The 19,649-nt window shown below is 46.9% G+C and carries 22 protein-coding genes; 5 read left to right on the plus strand and 17 right to left on the minus strand.

Annotated elements, in window-relative coordinates:
• Nucleotides 1-222 precede the first annotated feature (222 nt).
• Genes ACO08K_RS11905 through ACO08K_RS11915 form a run of 3 tightly spaced genes read left to right on the plus strand, consistent with a single transcriptional unit; the run spans nt 223 to nt 2,744 of the window.
• Nucleotides 223-867, plus strand: coding sequence for a hypothetical protein (locus ACO08K_RS11905; RefSeq protein ID WP_421796620.1), 645 nt, complete (start codon nt 223-225; stop codon nt 865-867).
• A gap of 2 nt (nt 868-869) precedes the next feature.
• Complete coding sequence (locus tag ACO08K_RS11910) at nt 870-1,490, plus strand: hypothetical protein (RefSeq protein ID WP_421796621.1); 621 nt, start codon at nt 870-872, stop codon at nt 1,488-1,490.
• A 30-nt stretch (nt 1,491-1,520) separates the two neighbouring features.
• Nucleotides 1,521-2,744, plus strand: coding sequence for a cytochrome-c peroxidase (locus ACO08K_RS11915; RefSeq protein ID WP_421796622.1), 1,224 nt, complete (start codon nt 1,521-1,523; stop codon nt 2,742-2,744).
• Here the strand turns inward: ACO08K_RS11915 and ACO08K_RS11920 are convergent.
• The 11 genes from ACO08K_RS11920 to ACO08K_RS11970 form a co-directional block, all read right to left on the minus strand.
• Nucleotides 2,737-3,495: a hypothetical protein gene (locus ACO08K_RS11920; protein WP_421796623.1), complete on the minus strand. Its 759-nt coding sequence runs from the start codon at nt 3,493-3,495 to the stop codon at nt 2,737-2,739. The two genes, ACO08K_RS11915 and ACO08K_RS11920, sit on opposite strands and share 8 nt — an antisense overlap.
• Nucleotides 3,492-4,187, minus strand: coding sequence for an ion channel (locus tag ACO08K_RS11925; protein WP_421796624.1), 696 nt, complete (start codon nt 4,185-4,187; stop codon nt 3,492-3,494). Before ACO08K_RS11925 ends, ACO08K_RS11920 begins: the two co-directional genes overlap by 4 nt.
• Before the next feature lie 74 nt (nt 4,188-4,261).
• On the minus strand, nt 4,262-5,395 hold the full coding sequence (locus tag ACO08K_RS11930) for a T9SS type A sorting domain-containing protein (protein WP_421796625.1): 1,134 nt from the start codon (nt 5,393-5,395) through the stop codon (nt 4,262-4,264).
• A 110-nt stretch (nt 5,396-5,505) separates the two neighbouring features.
• Complete coding sequence (locus ACO08K_RS11935; protein ID WP_421796626.1) at nt 5,506-6,189, minus strand: energy transducer TonB; 684 nt, start codon at nt 6,187-6,189, stop codon at nt 5,506-5,508.
• A 93-nt stretch (nt 6,190-6,282) separates the two neighbouring features.
• Entirely contained in the window at nt 6,283-6,534 is a 252-nt protein-coding gene (locus ACO08K_RS11940; RefSeq protein WP_421796627.1) for a hypothetical protein, read from the minus strand.
• Between the two features lie 2 nt (nt 6,535-6,536).
• Nucleotides 6,537-6,905, minus strand: coding sequence for a DUF5615 family PIN-like protein (locus ACO08K_RS11945; protein WP_421796628.1), 369 nt, complete (start codon nt 6,903-6,905; stop codon nt 6,537-6,539).
• Nucleotides 6,902-7,159 carry a DUF433 domain-containing protein gene (locus ACO08K_RS11950; protein WP_320031757.1) on the minus strand — a complete coding sequence of 86 codons (258 nt, stop codon included), beginning with the start codon at nt 7,157-7,159 and terminating at the stop codon, nt 6,902-6,904. Before ACO08K_RS11950 ends, ACO08K_RS11945 begins: the two co-directional genes overlap by 4 nt.
• 90 nt (nt 7,160-7,249) lie before the next feature.
• Nucleotides 7,250-7,657 (minus strand): DUF6855 family protein, encoded by a 408-nt coding sequence (locus tag ACO08K_RS11955; protein ID WP_421796629.1) that lies wholly within the window; start codon nt 7,655-7,657, stop codon nt 7,250-7,252.
• A gap of 119 nt (nt 7,658-7,776) precedes the next feature.
• Nucleotides 7,777-8,580 carry an RNA polymerase sigma factor gene (locus ACO08K_RS11960; RefSeq protein ID WP_421796630.1) on the minus strand — a complete coding sequence of 268 codons (804 nt, stop codon included), beginning with the start codon at nt 8,578-8,580 and terminating at the stop codon, nt 7,777-7,779.
• Nucleotides 8,581-8,651: 71 nt separating this feature from the next.
• Entirely contained in the window at nt 8,652-9,635 is a 984-nt protein-coding gene (locus ACO08K_RS11965; protein ID WP_421796631.1) for a Gfo/Idh/MocA family protein, read from the minus strand.
• 125 nt (nt 9,636-9,760) lie between these two features.
• On the minus strand, nt 9,761-10,990 hold the full coding sequence (locus ACO08K_RS11970) for an MFS transporter (protein ID WP_421796632.1): 1,230 nt from the start codon (nt 10,988-10,990) through the stop codon (nt 9,761-9,763).
• 239 nt (nt 10,991-11,229) lie between these two features.
• On the opposite strand from ACO08K_RS11970, the gene ACO08K_RS11975 reads away from it, so the two are divergent.
• The gene (locus tag ACO08K_RS11975; RefSeq protein WP_421796633.1) at nt 11,230-13,827 is read left to right on the plus strand and encodes an adenosylcobalamin-dependent ribonucleoside-diphosphate reductase; all 2,598 of its coding nucleotides are present in this window, start codon (nt 11,230-11,232) and stop codon (nt 13,825-13,827) included.
• Between the two features lie 87 nt (nt 13,828-13,914).
• Here the strand turns inward: ACO08K_RS11975 and ACO08K_RS11980 are convergent, their stop codons facing one another.
• From ACO08K_RS11980 to ACO08K_RS12005, 6 genes are all read right to left on the minus strand, one after another.
• Complete coding sequence (locus ACO08K_RS11980) at nt 13,915-14,283, minus strand: hypothetical protein (RefSeq protein WP_421796634.1); 369 nt, start codon at nt 14,281-14,283, stop codon at nt 13,915-13,917.
• Nucleotides 14,284-14,974: 691 nt separating this feature from the next.
• Nucleotides 14,975-15,097: a hypothetical protein gene (locus ACO08K_RS11985; protein ID WP_421796635.1), complete on the minus strand. Its 123-nt coding sequence runs from the start codon at nt 15,095-15,097 to the stop codon at nt 14,975-14,977.
• Nucleotides 15,094-15,540, minus strand: coding sequence for an IS200/IS605 family transposase (gene tnpA / locus ACO08K_RS11990; protein WP_421796636.1), 447 nt, complete (start codon nt 15,538-15,540; stop codon nt 15,094-15,096). Before tnpA ends, ACO08K_RS11985 begins: the two co-directional genes overlap by 4 nt.
• 228 nt (nt 15,541-15,768) lie before the next feature.
• Nucleotides 15,769-16,200 (minus strand): DUF2147 domain-containing protein, encoded by a 432-nt coding sequence (locus ACO08K_RS11995; RefSeq protein WP_421796637.1) that lies wholly within the window; start codon nt 16,198-16,200, stop codon nt 15,769-15,771.
• A 41-nt stretch (nt 16,201-16,241) separates the two neighbouring features.
• Nucleotides 16,242-16,568 (minus strand): MGMT family protein, encoded by a 327-nt coding sequence (locus ACO08K_RS12000; RefSeq protein WP_320031767.1) that lies wholly within the window; start codon nt 16,566-16,568, stop codon nt 16,242-16,244.
• Between the two features lie 4 nt (nt 16,569-16,572).
• Complete coding sequence (locus ACO08K_RS12005; RefSeq protein ID WP_421796638.1) at nt 16,573-17,397, minus strand: hypothetical protein; 825 nt, start codon at nt 17,395-17,397, stop codon at nt 16,573-16,575.
• Nucleotides 17,398-17,538: 141 nt separating this feature from the next.
• Between ACO08K_RS12005 and ACO08K_RS12010 the strand changes: the two genes are divergently transcribed.
• Entirely contained in the window at nt 17,539-19,647 is a 2,109-nt protein-coding gene (locus ACO08K_RS12010; RefSeq protein WP_421796639.1) for a peptidylprolyl isomerase, read from the plus strand.
• Nucleotides 19,648-19,649 lie beyond the last annotated feature (2 nt).

Raw genomic sequence — 19,649 nt, forward strand, 5'->3', positions numbered from 1 at the left:
CCGTAGCCCTGCTATGGCTAGGTTTTTTTGCCTTGTCTGGTTTAAAATTTACTCCTTCAAATAGACATCATTAATTATGATCTGGTACTTAAAAAAAATTCCAACGCATTTTCCTTTAGCCCCGTCTTATGTTAAAGTAACTTCCTATTCCCACTTTATCTTGTTAAAATTCTTGGGTTTATCCTAATATGTGGTATTTTTACAAGACTACAACTACACAGGATGTTGCGACTGCTGCTTTTACTGCTGATGACGACGACGGTATGGGGAAAACTCTTTGCTCAGGATACGCTATTGTATTGGCCAAAGTTGGAATTGGGCATGAACATTACCCAAACTCTCGCTGGTTTTTTTAATTCCGGCGGCCAGGGTTTGCCTACTGATCCTTATTTGTTCAGCCTCAAAATTCCTGGCGCCCGAAGTACTTTTCGCACGGGTTTCAACGCCCGTTTTCGCAATCGGGAAGAAGAATCCAATACCGGCCAACGCCTGATCTATGAACGAGACTTTCACCTGCGCGCAGGGCTGGAATGGCGGCGGACTTTGACTAAAAAATTCAGTTTTTACTACGGCATTGATGCCATTATGCGATATCAACAGGAAGATGTTGATTTCACTACCAATGGCGGAACGATTGAATTGGGCAGCAATAGTATTGGTTTTGGTGGAGGCCCTTTGATGGGGTTGATGTTTCACCTTTCGTCCAAAATCATGCTGAGTACCGAAAGTAGTTTGTATGGAATGGCGAGTTCGGGTAAAGAAAAGGATCAAACCGATCCTGGTGTACCCCCGACCGAGCAGAAGATCCGGCAGTTTGAAATGCTGCCTTCGATACCGAATTCCTTGTACGTGTTTTTCCGCTTTTGACCATGCGCTACCTGACGATACTTACTGCAAGCCTGTTCATTGGCCTATTGATGGCAAACGTGTTGAATGCTCAAAATGAGCAAGATCGTTTTTTACCCCCTGGAGGGTACAAGGTCATGGGATTCAATACTACACCACTGTTGGTGCAGTTGATTCCTTTTAACCGTTCTGACCCCAGGGTAGTGGGGCCTTACTATGTCAATTGGCGCAGTTACGTGCAAAAAAATGACAAATTGAAGGGCTTTAAAATAAGCCTAGGTGTTGATCTTTCTGATGTTGATGACATAAATCCAGTTCAGGCATTTTTCAATTTCCGATTGGGGTTTGAAAGTTACCGGCGGATCAGCCCACGTTGGGGGTATACCCGAGGTTTTAATGGCTTTTTCAGTTCCGGAGATTTTAATACCCCGGGTTCTAAACCCAACAACGATGTTTTTTTAGGCGTAGGGCCACATTGGGGTGTCGATTTTTTCGTTTCCCCTAAAGTGAGTCTTTCGCTGGAAACTGCGCTGGTAATTGGAACTGCTGGTTTTGGACCCAAATTTGAGTTCATTCCCCCCGTGGCCCTCAACCTCAATTTTTGGTCGCCTAAACGAGAGCGACAAGTTATTTCAAATGAATAATTCTTTTATAGCTGAATAACCACCTGTCTTATGAAGAAAATTACACTACTCTCCTTACTCACGATTGGCCTGCTCATCGGCCTGACCGCGTGTTACGAAAAAATGGAATTTGAGGATTCCCTGGCGGAGCCCAAATTGCCCGATCAGGTTATGGATTATGCATCCCTACAGATGCCTGAGCACATGAAAAATACTTTCCTGAATTTCAGTAATAATATTTTTGGAAAACCCGCAGAGCAACTCAATCTTGGGTTGATGAACAGCCCAAATTTCATCAATGACCCAAACAATGTTCGCTTTGCCACCATGGGCCCCGCTAATCCCGTGGTTAGCAATCATGGCGCCACCCTGGGTCGGGTGCTGTTTTACGATACCCGTTTGTCCATCAACAACTCAATTTCCTGTGCTTCCTGCCACAAGCAGGAGTTGGCCTTTTCTGATAATGCCCAATTTAGCAAGGGTTTTGGGGGCAAAATCACCCCACGGAACTCAATGGCCATCATCAATTCGGGTTTGAACCACAACCTGTTTTGGGATTCCCGCGTGCATTCCGTGACCCAGTTGGCCCTTGAGCCGGTGCGCAACCACATTGAAATGGGGATGGAATCGATGGAGGTTTTGGAGAAAAAATTAGCGGCAACCGACTTTTATCCCGAACTTTTTGCCAAAGCATACGGCAAATCAGCCATCACCAGCGCATCCATTGCTGACGCCATGGCGCAGTTTGTCTGTTCCATCATTTCCAGCAACTCCAAATTTGATAAAGGAGTAGCCAGCAATTTCAGCAATTTCACCGAACTGGAAAAAATGGGCCGCGCCCTTTTCTTTAGTTCCAAAGCCAAGTGCTCCGAATGCCATGCAGGCAGCAACTTTTCTGCTCCCGATAATCCCCATTCCAATGATCCTTATGGCTCGCCTGAAATTGGTGGAACAGCGGTTATTGGTCTAGAACTTTCGGCCAAAGACAAAGGCAAAAACAATGGCGCCTTCCGTATCCCGAGCTTGCGCAATGTGGGCCTGACCGCGCCTTACATGCACGATGGCAGTTTTGCCAGCCTGGATCAGGTGGTAGATCACTACAACAGTGGCATTCAGGCTCATCCTGATCTTGACCCCAAATTCATCGACAAGGATGGCAAGCCGTTGAAAATGAACCTGAATGCGATTGAAAAGAAAGCACTGGTGGCTTTCCTAAAGACTTTGACCGACGAATCGATCACCAAAGATCCTCGGTATTCCAATCCCTTTAATTGATTGGGTTTGGCTTCATCAAATGCAGTAAACTCTGGCGTTCATTCGTTTTTAGATTGATGACATCAAACTTGCGGGCACAATTGAATGAGCCCATGTCCGAGTCACTGTTGATCAGAATGGCGCCCATCAAAATAACGTAGCGGCAATTGTATTGAGTTGCCGCTACCAATTCTTCAATCCGACGGTCGATCGCCTCATAAATGACCTCGGTAGCTTCTTTCAGCGGGATCGCCGCACTCAAAACCCTGTCTTTTTCTTTCAGCAAAATCTGCTCAATGGTATTCATCTGGTAGTCTATGTCGGTTACATTTCCGGCAGTGACCTGGCCATTGATCAATTTGTTCAGTGCACCCTTTGCGGCACCACAACAACCCGAATTTTTGCTTTGTCCAAAGCGGTGAATTTCTCCAAAAGCGCCATTTTTGGATACCCCTACATGTGGTCCGTAATACACAAATACGGCTCCATCGTCAGGTACATGGCTGGCAAAAGCCCCCATTCCGGTAAGTCCGGTGAAAGGGAACCCATCCAGGCCGCCCATCTTAAAAGGGCCTAAAAACTCGTGGGCACGGGCGGGGTACTGGATACTATTGACATCGTCGCTGCAGATGCTATCTGCCAGCATGACTTGCCCCGGCTCTAAGTCTAATGTTTCTTCCACAAAATCGATCAAACGATTGACGCCATCAATAGTCGTGATGGCATCGTGGTAATATTGGCGGATGATGGCCAGTTTTTCGCGTTTTTTCATAATTGGCGTTTATGGTCAGATATGGATGAAAATTTGCTGATTAAAATCCCCATCAAGACGACGAGGTAAAACTGCCCGGCGATCCCAAACAAAGCCGTGATCAGTTTGGTATGATGGGTGTTGGGTGTTATGTCTCCAAAACCGATGCTGGTTAGGGTGATGCTGCAAAAATAGACCAGGTCCATGTAGGTGGCAGCCGTACCACTAGTACTTACCCCTTTGAAGGAGTCGGGATTGGTATAGACAAAAATTTGCAATAGAAAAACCGCCATTTCAATAAGCAGCAAGTAACCACAGGCGGAAGCGGAAATGACATCCACATTGATGTAACTTGGCCGGATTAAAAACTTGATGATTTCCCAAAATATGAACGCAAAATAGATCACATAGGTCACATTCAAAGCAAGCATAAAATTGGGGACCCCGGAGGCAAAAGTCAGCGCAATGGGAAAACCAAACACCAGGATAAACAAGAAGTTGCGCACAACATTTTTCCACTTGCCTTTTTCAACAAACACCCCCACACTGGCAATACCCAGAATCAGCATGTTAATCGGCCAAATGACTTTGGTATACAAGGGTAGATTTTGCAAAAAAACACCAATAAAAAGATGTTGAAGCAGTGCAAAGAGCAGCAGTTCGTATTTACGTCTCCGCAAAAACTGGTCAATTTTTGATCTTAATCGGGGCATGGAGTGAATTTTAGGCAACTTTTTAGTGCCTAAAGATAATACACCTGTTTTCAAGCCAGCTCAAAAACCAGGTGCTATTTCAATCCTACTACTATTTTTTGATGGTACAATTGGTGCTGTTCGGTTTTGACACAAAGCAAATACACGCCTTTGGGGAAGGCTGATACCTGTATGGAGATTGGAGCATTGGGGTTTTCAATCCCCTGTTTGAACACCATTTGGCCATAACTATTGTACAAAAAAAGTTCAGCCGCCACATCCAAACCGCGTTCTGAAAACCGCACATTGATTTGTTCCTGAGTCGGATTGGGAAACACTTTGATGCGTTCAACCTTTTTCGGGTCTGCAACTGCGGTTGCAACGCTACTGCTGGAATTCCGTTTGAAAAAAGCCCAGATCAACTGACTTGCATTGAGGTCTTGATTGGTATTGCCGAACGGTAAATTGGTTGGCGCACCAGGCCAGGTATGTCCTCCATTGGTGATTTTGTAAAAAATGACCTCACTCTTGTTGGCTCCATTTGCGTAGACATATTGCTCCGCCGTGGATCCGTCATTGGCATTGCTATTGGGAATGGGGGTAATGATGGGCGTCTTGGTGCATTTGTTTCGATCTACCCACCATTTGATGGTTGTCTCGACCGGAGGGATGCCAATAGTGCCGTTGTAATTGACCAGGGGATCTGTGGTGCCATGAAAATGGATCAGCGGCAATCCTGTAGGCAGGGGGCAATTGTTTTGCAAGTTCGTGCTCATGTTGCCCGAAACTACACCTATCGCTTTAAGCGGGATGGCACAAGCCAGTCGGTACGCCATGAAACCGCCCATCGACATACCCGTAGCAAACAAGCTATTGTTGATGGAATAGTCTTTTTTCAGGGAATCAACCAAGTGACTCAAAAAATTGACGTCTTTATCCCCCGTAAAGCTCCAGGAGCCTCCAATGGCGTTGGGATAAACCACGATAAAATTTGCGGTATCCGCTATTTTATCAAACTGGGAATAGGCTTGTTGTTGGGCTGCATTGGAATTAAGGCCGTGCAAATTCAAAACCAGTGGGTAGCGGATACTCGGTTTGTAACTTTTGGGCAAGTGTACAATGTAGTTGCGGTATTCGCCCTGGTCAAAAATGGAATCTTTTTGGCCAAAAAGGGCGGCGCAATTCAGACAGGTCATTAAAAAGAGTAGGGTAAATTTTAGGGTCTTCATGCTAGCTTGGGTTGGGAATGAGCAATGGCACTTAGACTTGATTTTCGGCTGATGGTTTAATTCAGACCACACTACTACTGTCTAGCGTTGCCAAACAAAGCTATGATCAGTTATCGCTCTAAATTAAAGACTATAACTTGTGTATCTATTTTTTCAGTACACTTTACGCCATAGTTCTTTAAATAGATAGCATATTTTTTCATCCATGCCATTGCCGCATTATCGAGTGCCGGAGATATAGACTGAAGGAGGGTGATATTGGAGACCGTGCAGTCTGAGGATGTTTGAAAACTCATACTGATCGTTCCCATTTGCCCTGCTTTTCGGGCATTTTCGGGATAAACAACTTTGATCTGAAAAATGGGACTGAGCTTTTTCTGAAGGTCAAAGTCGTAGCGCTCTATAACTTGAGCTTCTTCATGTGCGATAAACCAAACGCCAATTTTTTTATCACCATGGTAGTTCCCTTTGGATTTTAATACTTGAGGTTGAATAAACTCTTCCCATTCTCCACCTTTTTTTCCCAACTGGTAACTGCCTTTGATTTTGACAAAGTCCTCCAATTTTAACACGCCCATTTGGAAGTGTTCGTAATCCTTTTTGCTCATTTTGAAATAAGCAATATACGAGCCATGTTTGATAGCTCTATTAGATTTGAGCATGGTGTAACGTTCAGCTATCTGTTTGGTACTAGGAAAATAGTTAACAATGAGCTTGGTCTTTTGAGCGTAGCTGGCTGTCGTAATAAAGAAGAGTAAACAAAAAATAGACCATGGAAAGTGAAATATTTTCATGGAAAGAATTGAATTAGAGGTAATTACATCCGATCAGATGCAAAGGGTCATAAATTTGGCGTGCAGCAGCTTTCAATAATTTGATAAAAACAATTAATATTCTGACTTACTTTTTTGCTCTGTTTTTCGCTCATACCGAACCCGTTCCAGAATAGAATTCCCAAAAACGCAAAGGCCTGCATTAAAGACACAAAGCGATACAGTGCCCGCAGGCCCCCATTGCATCCACGATGCGCCAGAAGCTTTGAGCATGGCCAATTCTGCCACCAGGCAGACGCCAAACCCGAGGATGACCAGGCCCAGTGGAGCCTGTATCATCCAATTGCGGTAGTGTTTGTTGTTCATGCTTATTTATAAAGTGGTAACTTTCGGACGCGAATACCTCCTTCATCAATGGTCATCAAATGACCTTGTTCGGCGGCTTCGACCAAATCAGAGAAGTTGTACACTACGATCTCTCTGAACAAAGCCTCATTTATGGCGCCAAGGCGAAAAGTTATAATGGACGGGAATTCTTCTTTAGAAAGCGCCATTATTCTGGAAAAATCCAAATCATTCGTCAAAATCGTTTCTCCTGATTTTCGAGCAAAAGCGACAATGTCTTCATCGGGAGTTTGATCCAGCCCAACATCATAAACATGTCGGGCTGAATATCCCAAACTCAGCAAAATATCGCGAAAAGAAGGCAGAAGATTTTCATCAAGCAGTAAATTCATGCAGCAGCGGGAGTAAGCTTCAGTGGAAGATAACGATCCTTAAAATGAGCAGCCGCAAAAGCAATACTCTCGTAAACATCAGTAGTTGATAGCTTTGGATACGCCTCGACAATTTTTTCTACGCTCATACCTCCAGCTAAATACGATAAAATAGCGACAACCGTAATACGTGTATGTTCAATACGGGGTTGCCCGTCACAGAAGTCTGGATCCGCTACTATCCTTTTGAAACCTGCAAAATGTACGTCTGGCATAAGCATTATTTATACAAAAATAGCAGGATTTTTTTGTACAATCAAGTCATTGTTGTTTTACCAAGCAGATTTAGTGGAGACGCTTAAGCCCTAAATCGCCCGCATTTTATTCCCCTTCGCGTCATGCGTCACTTCCGCCAGCCCCAATGCCTCCATCAACGGCGGAACGTACATGCCAAAACGGCCCCGATAGCCTTTTTTCAAGCCATACCACCCTCCTACCGGGTTGTTTTCAGCACGGCCCCAGGCTTCTACGGTACCCTCTTTCGCTGGTTTTTGCTCATCGGCACTGCCTAGTTCCATCCAGTCCCCATGGGCTTTGAGCATGGCGTGCAAGTCTTCCAGGCAGCGGATATCGTAGTGTAAAACGGTTTTCCCCACGGTACATACCAGGATTTCTTTGCCGTCTTTTTCATCCACGTGCATGGTGTATTCTCCGGACAGCGGCGGAGTTTTAAGCAACATCGGGTTGGCTTTGGTTCCAATTTTGTCTTTCATGATATCTGGATTTTGGGTTTGAATCAATTGGCTTGCATAATGCTTTCGGCTTCCTTTTTCAGGTCGGTGGCGAAATGCTTGTTTGCGTTTCTGACGAACGAGCAAATAAAAACGATAGGCTAAACTTCATTTTTTTTCAAAAAACTTTCCATCACTTTTCGATTGTGCTCTAAATGATGTAGTTGTAACTCAGCAGCACCGGAGGTAAAGGGATCAATGCCTTGTAAAATTTGCATACGGAGGTCAAAAAGATGCTCTTTGTCCCCTTTTTCCGCAGCCTTGACCATGTCAATTTTGACCGCCTCTTCCTGAAATTTTTGTTGGGGGTTAAACACGGCGTTCAACTCCGAACATTGGTGGCAAGTCCCTTCCTTATTGATCAAGGCACAACGCCCTTCAAATATGCTGATCATTTTGGTCCTAGCGGTATGTAGGTAATATTTGACCATGGCCTCGCTGGTGTCCACAATTTGTAAGATTTCGGCAACCTTAAAATCGTACACTTCCTTGAGCAGAAGGCAGATTTGCTGCTCCAGCGGCAGTGATTTGGCGATGCAAGTAAAACAAAAAGCAATGTGTTCCTTGATTTCGAAAGTGCCTTGGGTGGAGCTGTGGCGGATCTGCATGGCTTCCTGAAAGAACTGAAGGTTAGACAAAGCCGCCGTTTTACAGATATCGGTTACGTCTTCCGTCCAGCGTTTTTTAGCCCTAATATTGTCTTTAGCTAGATTGGCAGCGATCGAAAATATCCAGGTTTTGAGCGAAGAATCGCCCCGTAAGCTCTCAATTTTTTCAGCTGCCTTGAGGTAGGTATCCTGAACAATGTCTTCGGCATCAGCTACACTGGCCGTGATCCTGAGGATAAAGGATTTGAGCTGACCCTGGATTTGTTCAAATTCGGTGTTTAGGTGGGTGCTGGACATGGGTATCTAGGTTTTTGCAAAATTTTAATGCCAGTAGAAATAATACTAAAATGAAGAGATTTAATCCATTGTTAACCTACAATCTGATCCAACCACCAATTGGCCCTGGCCCCACTGGCGCCACTACTCGGGCAAGTCCCCTCCCCTCGCAATTCCTCCACGATGCTTTGAATCAAGGGTTGTTGCACATGCTCCGGGTAAGGAATGGGGTATTCCTCTGAACCCTCCACCGTTTCCACCCGAATGGGTGAATCGTTGAAAAAAGCAAAGCTGATTTTGCCTTTTGAACCGATGATCTGGGTTTCATCCGTACGTTGTTCGGGATTGACCGTGAAGCACCAGGTGCCGGAGCCCATCACGCCACAAGCAAACTCAAAATTGGCCACCACCATATCATCCGCAGTGTAAAGCCCAGCCTGGTTGCGCGCCATCCCTTGCACCTGATAAATATCTCCAAACAAATACTCCAAAAAATCCACTTGATGGGAGGCCAGATCGTGAAAATGTCCCCCACCGGAAATCTCAGGGTTTACCCGCCAACGGGGTTGGGGATTTTCCGCAATTTCCTCGGCTTGTGGTGGATTGTGTACACGCAGGTGCACAAAGCGGATGTCGCCAATGACCCCGGATTGTACCAATTCCTGAATTTTGAGAAAATTGGGCAAGGAACGCCGATAATAGGCTACAAAAAGGGGCATCCCGGTTTCCTGGCTCACCTGATTCATCGCCGCACACTCGGCGCTGTTCATGGCCATCGGTTTTTCCACATATACTGCCTTGCCCGCACGCATGGCCCGGATGGCGTAGTCAGCGTGCACATTGGGGGGAGTTGCAATGTAGATGGCGTTGACTTCGGGGTCTTGCAGCAGGGCATCCACATCGTCATACCAGCGGGGCACCTGGTGGCGTTGGGCATAATCCGCGGCTTTATCGCGGTCGCGGGCCATCACCGCCACCAGGGTAGAATGAGGAGTTTTGCTGAATGCCGGGCCACTTTTTTTCTCGGTTACGTTTCCGCAGCCGATCATGCCCCAGTAGATGTGGGATAAAGACATGTTATTTATGTAGGGGCAACCCTTTGTGGTTGCCCCACCGCTAAAATAGCAAAGAATAATCGTAAGGGCAACCCTAGGTGGTTGCCCCTCACCCAAATCGTAGGGGCAACCACCTAGGGTTGCCCCTACGGTTTGGCAATGGCCAACTTATCTTTTTCCAGGTGCCGGAAATTGGTATACCCCAAATACACACAAAACAGCAAGGTCACAATGCTCATGTAACCTACCCAGTTGTAATGGATTAATTTTCCGCTCTCAGGGTCTTTGGTCACAATAAACCCAGCTACCAAAGCCGCCAGGCCACTACCCAACTGCTGCAAACTGCTGTTGAAACTCTGAAAGCTACCTCTGTGCTCCGGATTCACCACACTGGTGATCATTGCGCTGGAGGTCACACCCCGACCAGTTGCCACCGAAAACCAGAGTCCAAACAAAATCAACACCGGAATATAGGCCTCTAAGGGCGGCAAGTTGGTAATGACAAAAACCATCGGTAGCGCCGAAAAAGTACAAATCATAAAAATGAACACCTTCCCGTGAATATCCGACAGCCGTCCCAAAATGTTGGAAGCAAAAAAGGCCGCAACCCCGCCAACGAGATATATTAAAGGTGTAATGTTTTTGGAAAAACCAACATTAAACTCCATGAAGGGATTGATGAAGGGAATGATGGAAAAATGTCCAAACATGATCAATCCACTAAAAAGTAAGGCGGTGTATTGGCGGCGATCCGCAAAAACATTCGTGATGACGCTCCACTTGCTGTGTCGTTCGGCCCCCTCAGGTTGGATATGCCCCGTCATATTGGGCAAGTAGCGGATCAACAAGGGAATCAATACAATCCCCAGAATGCCTACCAACAAAAATGGAGCATGCCAGGAAATCAAATTGGCCAAATACAAGGCAAAAGGTACCCCAAAAGTGGAAGCCAGCGCAAAGGCCGACATGATGGCCCCCATTGCAGCCCCCCGCCGCTCGTAAGGGAAACTATCTGCTACGATGGACAGTACCTGTGCCCCAATCAGACCCCCGAACAAGCCAGCAACGGTTCGAGCTATAAATAAGGTGATGAATGTAGGAGCAAGGCCGCAGGCAATGGTACCGATCAAAAAGCCCATGTATGCATACAGCAATACTTTTTTGCGGTCGTAACGATCCACAAAAAAAGCAGCACCAAAGCCAGACACCGCTGCGCTGATGGTATATGCTGAAACCAGGATCGAAAATTGCTTGGGTGACAAGTCAAAATAAGGCATCAGGTAATTCCCCAAGGGCATCAAGATCATAAAATCAAGGATGTGGGTAAAGTTCAAGGCAGCTAAAAGGATCAGGATAATCCGCTCTTTCCAATTCATAATGTAGTAGTTGTGTTCGGGTATATAAATCGAGATAAGGATAGGAACACGAAAAATCAGTTTCCGGTTTCATTCCTATTCAAGTCTTTCGCATTTCCTACCTGTACATACACTTTTTTCTGAAACAGTCAAATATTTTTTATCCGAGTGTGGAAAAGATGTTAGTCTTTTCCACAGTTTTGTTTTGGTTTAGTGTAAAAAAAGAGGGAAATTGGACTCCTGATTAAACCAAAAGTTTTATGATAGCCAAAGACCAAGAGAACATCACGCAACTACAAACCTATTCTTTCGAAGAGGCAGTTGCCGCAAGCACGGAATATTTTAAAGGCGACAGCCTTGCCGCCAACGTATGGGTAAACAAGTATGCCTTAAAGGATTCCTTTGGCAATATTTATGAGAAAACACCGGAGGACATGCACCGACGCATCGCCCGTGAGATCGCGCGCATCGAGTCCAAGTATCCTAACCCATTGAGTGAAGAAGCAGCCTACGATTTGTTGAAAGATTTTGCCTACATCGTGCCTCAAGGTAGTCCGATGGCAGGCATTGGCAATAACCTGCAGGTATCCTCGCTTTCCAACTGTTTTGTGATTGGCAACTTTGCCGATTCCTACGGTGGGATCATCCGTACCGATGAAGAACAGGTGCAACTCATGAAACGCCGCGGTGGTGTAGGGCACGATTTGTCCCACATCCGCCCCAAGGGTAGCCCAGTGATGAACTCGGCCCTGAGCTCTACCGGGATCGTACCCTTCATGGAGCGCTACTCCAATTCCACCCGCGAAGTGGCTCAGGATGGCCGCCGCGGTGCACTGATGCTGAGTGTATCCAGCAAGCACCCCGATGCCGAAGCTTTCATCGACGCCAAACTGGAGCAAGGCAAAGTAACCGGTGCCAACGTATCCGTCCGCATCGACGACGAATTTATGCGCGCCGCCATGAGTGGCACACCTTATAAGCAGCAGTTCCCGGTCGATTCGCCCAATCCCAAAATGACCAAGGAGATCGATGCTTCGGCCCTTTGGGACAAAATCATCTACAACGCCTGGAAATCTGCAGAGCCGGGGGTATTGTTCTGGGATACCGTGATTCGGGAATCCGTGCCAGATTGTTATGCTGATCTGGGCTACCGTACCAGCTCAACCAATCCTTGTGGCGAAATTCCCCTTTCTCCCTACGACAGCTGCCGCCTTTTGGCGCTGAACTTGTACAGCTACGTTGAAAAGCCCTTCACCCCTGAAGCACGTTTCAACTTCGAAAAATTTGCGGAACATGCTCAATTGGCCCAGCGCATCATGGACGATATCATCGACATGGAGATGGAAAAAATTGACCGCATCATCGAAAAAATTGAAAAAGACCCGGAAGCCCGCGACCTGAAAGAGGTGGAATACGAGCTTTGGAATAAGGTACGCACCGCTTGTATCGGCGGTCGCCGTACGGGTGTGGGCATCACCGCTGAGGGCGATACCCTGGCCGCATTGGGTTTGCGCTATGGCAGCGACGAAGGCATCGAAATGTCTGTAAAAATTCACCAATGCCTGGCCGTTAATGCCTACCGCGCTTCGGTAGACATGGCGCGTGACCGTGGAGCTTTCCCCATTTACGATACCCAGCGGGAGGCGAACAATCCGTTCATCCAGCGCATTGCGGCTGCCGATCCACAGTTGTACGCCGATATGCAGCGCTATGGTCGCCGCAACATCGCACTGCTGACCATCGCACCTACGGGCACCACCAGTTTGATGACCCAAACGACTTCAGGGATCGAACCTGTATTTATGGTGAGCTACAAGCGCCGCCGGAAGGTGAACCCCAACGACAAAGATGTCAAAGTGGCCTTTATCGATGAGGTGGGCGACCACTGGGAAGAATACAACGTGTTCCACCACAAATTCCTCGATTGGCTCCAGCAAAACGGCTACAATGTAGACGAGGTAACCAAAATGAGCGCCGAGGAACTGCAACCGATCATCGAAAAGTCGCCTTACCATAAGGCCAGTGCCAACGATGTAGACTGGGTACAAAAGGTAAAAATGCAGGGTGCCATCCAAAAATGGGTGGATCACTCCATCAGCGTAACGGTCAACATCCCCGAAGATACTTCCGTGGACATGGTCAAGCGCATTTACCAAACGGCCTGGGAAGAAGGTTGCAAGGGTTGCACCATTTACCGCGACGGTTCTCGCTCTGGTGTGTTGATCTCTTCGGAGAAAAAAGACAAAAAAGACAAAAAAGGTAGCAACGGCCAGTCTTCCAATGGCAATGGCCACGCCAAGTTTGGGGAAGCTCACTATCCCGAGCGCCCCGATCGCCTGGAAGCAAAAATTGTACGCTTCATGAACAACGACAAGCAGTGGATCGCCGTAATCGGTCTGCTGGAAGGTCGCCCTTATGAAGTTTTCACTGGCGCTGCTATCGATACCTTCAAACTGCCACCTTACGTGGAAACGGGCTGGGTCAACAAAGCCAAAGGTGAAGATGGCCGCAACCGCTACGACTTCCAGTTCATGGATCGTGACGGCTACCGCGTGACCATCGAAGGCCTCAGCCGCAGCTTCAATAAGGAATATTGGAACTACGCCAAACTGATCTCCGGCGTGCTCCGCCTGGGTATGCCCATCCAAAAAGTGGTCGACCTAGTCGAAGGCCTCAATGCCGACGAGGATTACATCAACACCTGGAAAAACGGGGTGGTTCGCGCGCTAAAAACGCTGGTGCCCGATGGGACAAAAGCAGCGAAAGCAGAGTGCCCATCGTGCGGGGATGCACATGGATTGGTGTATAAGGAGGGATGTTTGAGTTGTGTGAGTTGTGGGTATTCGAAGTGTAATTGATTGAATATCATAAAGAAGGCCGGGTTACTCAGAGGAGTGATCCGGCTTTTCTTTATTTAGACGATTAGAATAGCAAATATTGCCGTTTTACCAATCTCTCCATTCATCGGCAATTCCCTCCCCATCTGCATAGTCCTCGGGATTTAAGTTTGCTGCTGCGGTAATCGCATCCAATAAATCACACAATTCTTCACGTTCTCCTGTTTCTATCAAGACATGGTCTAGTTCTTCATTCAACGCATTCAGAGCTTCCACGGAGATTCTAAATTGCTCAACTTTTTGAGCTTTTGGTGCATCTTCACCCAATTGTATAAGGCCATCAATCAAATCATCTAATATCGCTTGCGCCGCCATACAATTCTCCTGCGTGTATTGCTCCATAATAGGGAAATTAGCCTGCCATTTTTGGAATGGATAATGTGATTTAGTAGCAAGTAATTGTTCGGCATAAGACATTTGAAGGCTGTTTTGAGGTTAAAAAGAGATGAAAAATTAGAATAAATTTATTCAACAATCAATATGTGCCTAAAAAATTGTTAGAATCCTTTGGTTGGGAAATTCAACCGCTCCCGCGGTTGCCGCCCACACCAACCATTTCCTTGTCCCCGGACGACCGGGGCTACGGTGAATTCAACCGCTCCCGCGGTTACCGCCCACACCAACCATTTCCTTGTCCCCGGGCGACCGGGGCTATGGTGAATTCAACCGCTACCGCGGTTTGTAGCAACTAAAAATTCGAGGGCATGGTCATCCCATTTTGGTGGAGATCACACACTCAAATTGAGCATAAACCGCTCACCATCAAACCTCCCGAGAATCGCGGTAGCGATTCAATTCACCATAGCCCCGGTCGTCCGGGGTAAAATAGGCAACTCGGGCTTCCACAACCGCGGCAGCGGTTGAACCATAGAGATTCGCAACACCAAAACACAACAAAATTCGATGTCCAATGGAGATTCAAACACCCTGAGAATCAATTCAACCGCTCCCGCGGTTGCCGCCCACCCCCAACCATTCCTTGTCCCCGGACGACCGGGGCTATGGTGAATTCAACCGCTCCGCGGTTTGAAGCGACAAAAAATCGAGGGCATGGTCATCCCATTTTGGTGGAGATCACACACGAAAATCGAGCATAAACCACTCACCATCAAAGATCTCGAGAATCGCGGTAGCGATTCAATTCACCATAGCCCCGGTCGTCCGGGGTAAAATGTTCGGTCAATGTTTCACAACCGCGGATGCGGTTGAACTCACCATCAGCCCCATTCAATCCAAGTATTTTTCATCAAAATCAACCTCATACTCGGTCAATAACTCAATCAATTCCTCTCGATAAGTCTTGTGCCGATGGTGCTCCTCCTGATCTTTGATGTATTGCACCAAATCGGCTTTCCCATGAATAGAGAGGGTAAATGCCCCATAACCATCTTGCCAGCGTTCAAAGCCCGGGAACAGATTTTTCTCCTTGATAAAATCACTACTCGCTAATTTGATGTCTTTGACCAAGTCGGCCAGTGCAATAGTAGGGTGAAGATCTAGGGCCAAATGGATATGGTCTTCCACCCCATTAACGCGATACAGGTAGCATTTTTTCTTCTTCAAAATGCCATAGATGTAATTGAATAACTCTCTCCGATTTTCCTTGACCAAAACAGCTTCCCTGTATTTGGTGCCAAATACGATGTGGTACAAAATTTGAGTGTAGGTACGCATGCCTGAAAAAATTTGAATTGAACAACATTGGATTGATCTTGCCCGCAATAGATTGGGGCATGCTGCGATTGCAGCCAGAAAGGAGCGTAAAGAATAGTTGTTTATTCAGGCAAAAAAGATGTTCAAATGTAAAAGATTCTGGGGGATTTTCCAAAAAGAGTTGCTTTGTACAACCACTACCGCGGTTAGTAGCCACTAAAATTAGCCTCTACCAACCACGGCAGCAATTCACTTCACCCGAAACCAGGTCTGTGTCCGATAAATCCCCGTCCAGTGCTTCCCGCGCACTTTGAGTTCATTCGGTTTGTCGGCTTCCACCCAAACCACGCAGCCGTAGACGTTCCCATTCTGGGGGTCGAGGATGGTTCCGTTTTTCCAGGTGCCTTCCACTTCCTGCATCCCTTCGATGATGACCATCCCATTTACCGGTTGGCCTTTTTTATCCCCTTTACACTCGTCGCATTTGGCATTGGGTTTGTCGGTCAGGATTTTGACGATCTTGCCGTACATTTTACCATTTTTTTGGTACACCTCTACGTGTGATTTGGCTTCGCCCGTTTTGTCGTCGATGCTTTTCCAAACACCGAAGGGGCTGTTGCTTTGCGCAGTTAAGTTAGTGATGCCAAGTAGCATCAAGAAGCTAAAAAAGCAATACTTCATTGGTCAATTTGATTTGGTTAGTTGTTAGACAAGCGCTTGCGCTACCATCCTAATTCCTCCGGGTGCCAGAATACTTCCTTGAAGTTGACTACCCGGTCATTTTCCACTTTAACGCCTTCTGCTTCCAAAAGTTGTTGCATCAAACTAGGCGGCTTAAAATGCGCACGCCCGCTCAGTTCACCTTTGCTATTGACCACCCGGTGGGCGGGAACATCACCAAAGGCAGAACAGTTGTTCAAAGCCCAGCCTACCATCCGCGCCGAACCCAGGGCCAAATAATCGGCAATGGCGCCATAACTGCTTACCCGTCCGGGTGGAATCAGGCGGGTGATGTCAAAAACAAGTTCCTGATAATTTGCTTTAGCCATACGGTTATTTTACCTGTACATGAATGTGATCGTCGTGGCGAACTGCCTGACAGCCGTGGTAGCGAATGTTGTTGAGGCGGCCCAAACCCAGGCGGCCTTTGAGGTGGGGTTCGATGAAGATTTTTTCGGTTGCAGGGTCTTGTGACAAATTTTGCAGCAGTTGGGTATTCAGCTCCACATCAAAAGGATAACGTTTGGGGTCGGCTTTTACCCACGTCTGTAAAAGGCTGTACTGCCAAGCCCCTCTTTGGGCACATATTTCAGGTTGGTTCAATTCCCCTTCAGCAGGTGGCTCCGAGAAACCGTAGCCCATAAAACTGGGGTATTGGGTCGTACTCCTCTGCTCCCGGGTATCGTAGCGAAAAAAGGCGAGGTCCAATTTTCTACCATCACCATGGCTGAGATGGGGAAAAAGGGGGAATTTTCGGCCAAAAGGAAAATTGGCGTCCAGGTACACCAGGTGCTGTTCGGCATCCAGTTTTTGTAAAAAACGGCCTTGTCGTATTGCCAGCTCATACAAAGCCGGGGTTACGTAATGGCGGTTACTCAGGCAAGTCCACCAACTGAGTGGCGCTACAGGGCGCTCCGACCTCGTCCCCAAGGGCAGGGCCACACGCCCATTGAGCCGGGCCAGCAAAGGTACCAATACGATGGCGGAAAAAAAATAAAGCAGGGCAAAGGATAAACTGCGCCAGGCCCAGCGCCCCTTGATCGACTTGCGCCTCATCCAGAAGGCCCGATTCAGCAACCAAATCAGGCCACCCACCTGGGTAAGCACGGTGAGTAAAAATAGCCAGATCATTTGGATCAATACCAGGAATATGCGCATCGGGTTTGTTTTTTAGCACAAGACACCAATAAAATTGTTAAAATTCATACATTTATTGGGATCATGAGTTAGGAAAAGTACTGCTTTCAAATTTTATTTGTTTACATTTGCGTCGTTTTTCTTCAAAGTTAATTAGAAAAGATGGCTCTGATTAGTACAATTCGCAAGAATAGCGCTTTGATTGTGGTGTTGATCGCGCTTGGCCTACTTGGCTTCATTATTCAGGATATGATGGGTGGCCAGAATAGTATCTTTGGCAGTATACAACCTAGCATTGGCAAAATTAATGGCCAAAAAGTAGACCTGAATGAGTTTAACCGCACCGAAAGTATCCTCTATGCTGGATCAACTGGTGACATTTATGCTCGTCGCAGTGCGCTGTGGGATTATTTCGTGGAAAAGGCGCTGATTGATCAGGAAGGCGAAAAGCTCGGCCTTGGGGTAAGCAAAAACGAATTGAATGACCTTCAATTTGGCCCAGAACCCAGTCCAATCATCATGCAGCGTTTCATGGATCAAACGACCGGGCAACTCAACCGGGAACAATTGAACTCCCTGAAGCAGCAAATCACCTCCAATACCATGACTGCAACTGCTCGCTCATACTGGGCAATTCAGGAGCAGGAGATCATCAAGGATCGCATTCAGACCAAGTTGGTCAATATGGTGTCCAAGGGGATGTACATGCCTAGCTGGGCGGCTGAAATGAGCCAGAAAGAAAGTGCAACCATGATGGAGCTGGTTTACACCCGCATTCCATTTGACGCCATCGACAACTCCGAAGTATCGGTTTCTGACGAAGATTATGCCAACTACCTGAAAGAAAACCCAGGTTTGTTCAAATTCACGGAAGAAGCCCGCAAGCTCGGTCTGGTTATTTTTGACGTAAAACCAACCAAAGCAGACTCAGCTGCACATCGCAAAAAAATTGCTGACCTGATTAAGGAGTGGAAAAAGGCCACTAATGATACCGTATTTGTGGAGCAATACCTTGGAACCATCGACGGTGCCTATGTCAAAAGAGAAGGTTTGTTGCAAAATGCGGACAGCATCTTCAACTTGCCAATCGGCGGAATTTTTGGCCCATATGTAGAAGGCAACGCTTACCGTGCTGTAAAACTGCTGGACCGCAAAGTTGTACCTGACAGTGTAAAATCTCGCCATATTTTGATCCGTCCTGATGCTACAACTCCATTGGCAGTAGCTAAGGCGCGTATCGACAGTATCAAAGGTGCCATCGAAAAAGGAACTGCTACTTTCGAAGCCATGGCTGCCCGTTTTGGCCAGGATGGTACTTCCATGAGTGGTGGCGATTTGGGTTATTCTGCTCCTGGTGGAATGGTTAAACCTTACGATGACCTGATTTTCTACCAGGCGGAACAAGGAAAATTGTACACCGTAGAGACTCAGTTCGGCGTGCACCTGGTAGAAGTAACTGGCAAAAGAATTACTTCCAATAGCTCAGGCGTACGGGTCGCTTACCTCAATGAGGTCATCAAACCTTCCAAGGAAACCGAGACCAAACGTTTTGACGAAGCACAGCGTTTCCTGAATGCCAACAACAAAGACATCAATAGCATGTTGGCTGCTGCGAAAAAATTAAAAGGCGTTACTCAAGAAACCAGCCCAGCGGTAAATGCCAATGAATTCTTTGTGGGTTCTTTGGGCTCTGGCCAAACTTCTCGGGAAATCGTTCGTTGGGCCTTCGGTGCTTCCAAAGGTGAAGTTGCTCCTGATATCTACACTTTCACTGATCCAACCGAATTTTACACCAACAAGTACGTATTGGCTGGGGTAAAAACCATCTTCAAGCCAGGCAATGCCACGGCAGACCAGGTGAAGGAAGACATCGAAACGGTGGTCATCAACCGCAAAAAAGGGGAACTGATCATCGACAAGATCAAGGGCAAAGGAGTAGAAGCAGCAGCAGCTCAATACAGTGCTAAAGTGGACACCCTGCGCAACATCCGTTTCAATCAGTCTTTCCTGCCCAATAACGTAGGTAGCGAGCCTCGCTTCAATGCCTACGCCTTCAAATTGAAGCAGGGTCAAACCAGCAAACCGTTTGTAGGCAATAATGGTGTGTATGTGGTTAATGCATTTAATGTTTCCACACCTAGTTCGGCTTCTGATGTGAACCAATTGAAGTCTACACTTGCCACCAGTGCACGGGCTCAGGTAGGGACTCGTTTCATGCCTGCCTTCCGTAAAATGGCTAAGATTAAGGACAACCGCTCGAAATATTTCTAAGC

Source organism: Haliscomenobacter sp., from assembly GCF_965225875.1.
Classification (GTDB): Bacteria; Bacteroidota; Bacteroidia; order Chitinophagales; family Saprospiraceae; genus Haliscomenobacter.

Coding starts and splice junctions, on each gene's coding strand:
- ACO08K_RS11905 (WP_421796620.1), top strand. CDS start 223: ATGTTGCGACTGCTGCTTTTACTGCTGATGACGACGACGGTATGGGGA.
- ACO08K_RS11910 (WP_421796621.1), top strand. CDS start 870: ATGCGCTACCTGACGATACTTACTGCAAGCCTGTTCATTGGCCTATTG.
- ACO08K_RS11915 (WP_421796622.1), top strand. CDS start 1,521: ATGAAGAAAATTACACTACTCTCCTTACTCACGATTGGCCTGCTCATC.
- ACO08K_RS11920 (WP_421796623.1), bottom strand. CDS start 3,495: ATGAAAAAACGCGAAAAACTGGCCATCATCCGCCAATATTACCACGAT.
- ACO08K_RS11925 (WP_421796624.1), bottom strand. CDS start 4,187: ATGCCCCGATTAAGATCAAAAATTGACCAGTTTTTGCGGAGACGTAAA.
- ACO08K_RS11930 (WP_421796625.1), bottom strand. CDS start 5,395: ATGAAGACCCTAAAATTTACCCTACTCTTTTTAATGACCTGTCTGAAT.
- ACO08K_RS11935 (WP_421796626.1), bottom strand. CDS start 6,189: ATGAAAATATTTCACTTTCCATGGTCTATTTTTTGTTTACTCTTCTTT.
- ACO08K_RS11940 (WP_421796627.1), bottom strand. CDS start 6,534: ATGAACAACAAACACTACCGCAATTGGATGATACAGGCTCCACTGGGC.
- ACO08K_RS11945 (WP_421796628.1), bottom strand. CDS start 6,905: ATGAATTTACTGCTTGATGAAAATCTTCTGCCTTCTTTTCGCGATATT.
- ACO08K_RS11950 (WP_320031757.1), bottom strand. CDS start 7,159: ATGCCAGACGTACATTTTGCAGGTTTCAAAAGGATAGTAGCGGATCCA.
- ACO08K_RS11955 (WP_421796629.1), bottom strand. CDS start 7,657: ATGAAAGACAAAATTGGAACCAAAGCCAACCCGATGTTGCTTAAAACT.
- ACO08K_RS11960 (WP_421796630.1), bottom strand. CDS start 8,580: ATGTCCAGCACCCACCTAAACACCGAATTTGAACAAATCCAGGGTCAG.
- ACO08K_RS11965 (WP_421796631.1), bottom strand. CDS start 9,635: ATGTCTTTATCCCACATCTACTGGGGCATGATCGGCTGCGGAAACGTA.
- ACO08K_RS11970 (WP_421796632.1), bottom strand. CDS start 10,990: ATGAATTGGAAAGAGCGGATTATCCTGATCCTTTTAGCTGCCTTGAAC.
- ACO08K_RS11975 (WP_421796633.1), top strand. CDS start 11,230: ATGATAGCCAAAGACCAAGAGAACATCACGCAACTACAAACCTATTCT.
- ACO08K_RS11980 (WP_421796634.1), bottom strand. CDS start 14,283: ATGTCTTATGCCGAACAATTACTTGCTACTAAATCACATTATCCATTC.
- tnpA (WP_421796636.1), bottom strand. CDS start 15,540: ATGCGTACCTACACTCAAATTTTGTACCACATCGTATTTGGCACCAAA.
- ACO08K_RS11995 (WP_421796637.1), bottom strand. CDS start 16,200: ATGAAGTATTGCTTTTTTAGCTTCTTGATGCTACTTGGCATCACTAAC.
- ACO08K_RS12000 (WP_320031767.1), bottom strand. CDS start 16,568: ATGGCTAAAGCAAATTATCAGGAACTTGTTTTTGACATCACCCGCCTG.
- ACO08K_RS12005 (WP_421796638.1), bottom strand. CDS start 17,397: ATGCGCATATTCCTGGTATTGATCCAAATGATCTGGCTATTTTTACTC.
- ACO08K_RS12010 (WP_421796639.1), top strand. CDS start 17,539: ATGGCTCTGATTAGTACAATTCGCAAGAATAGCGCTTTGATTGTGGTG.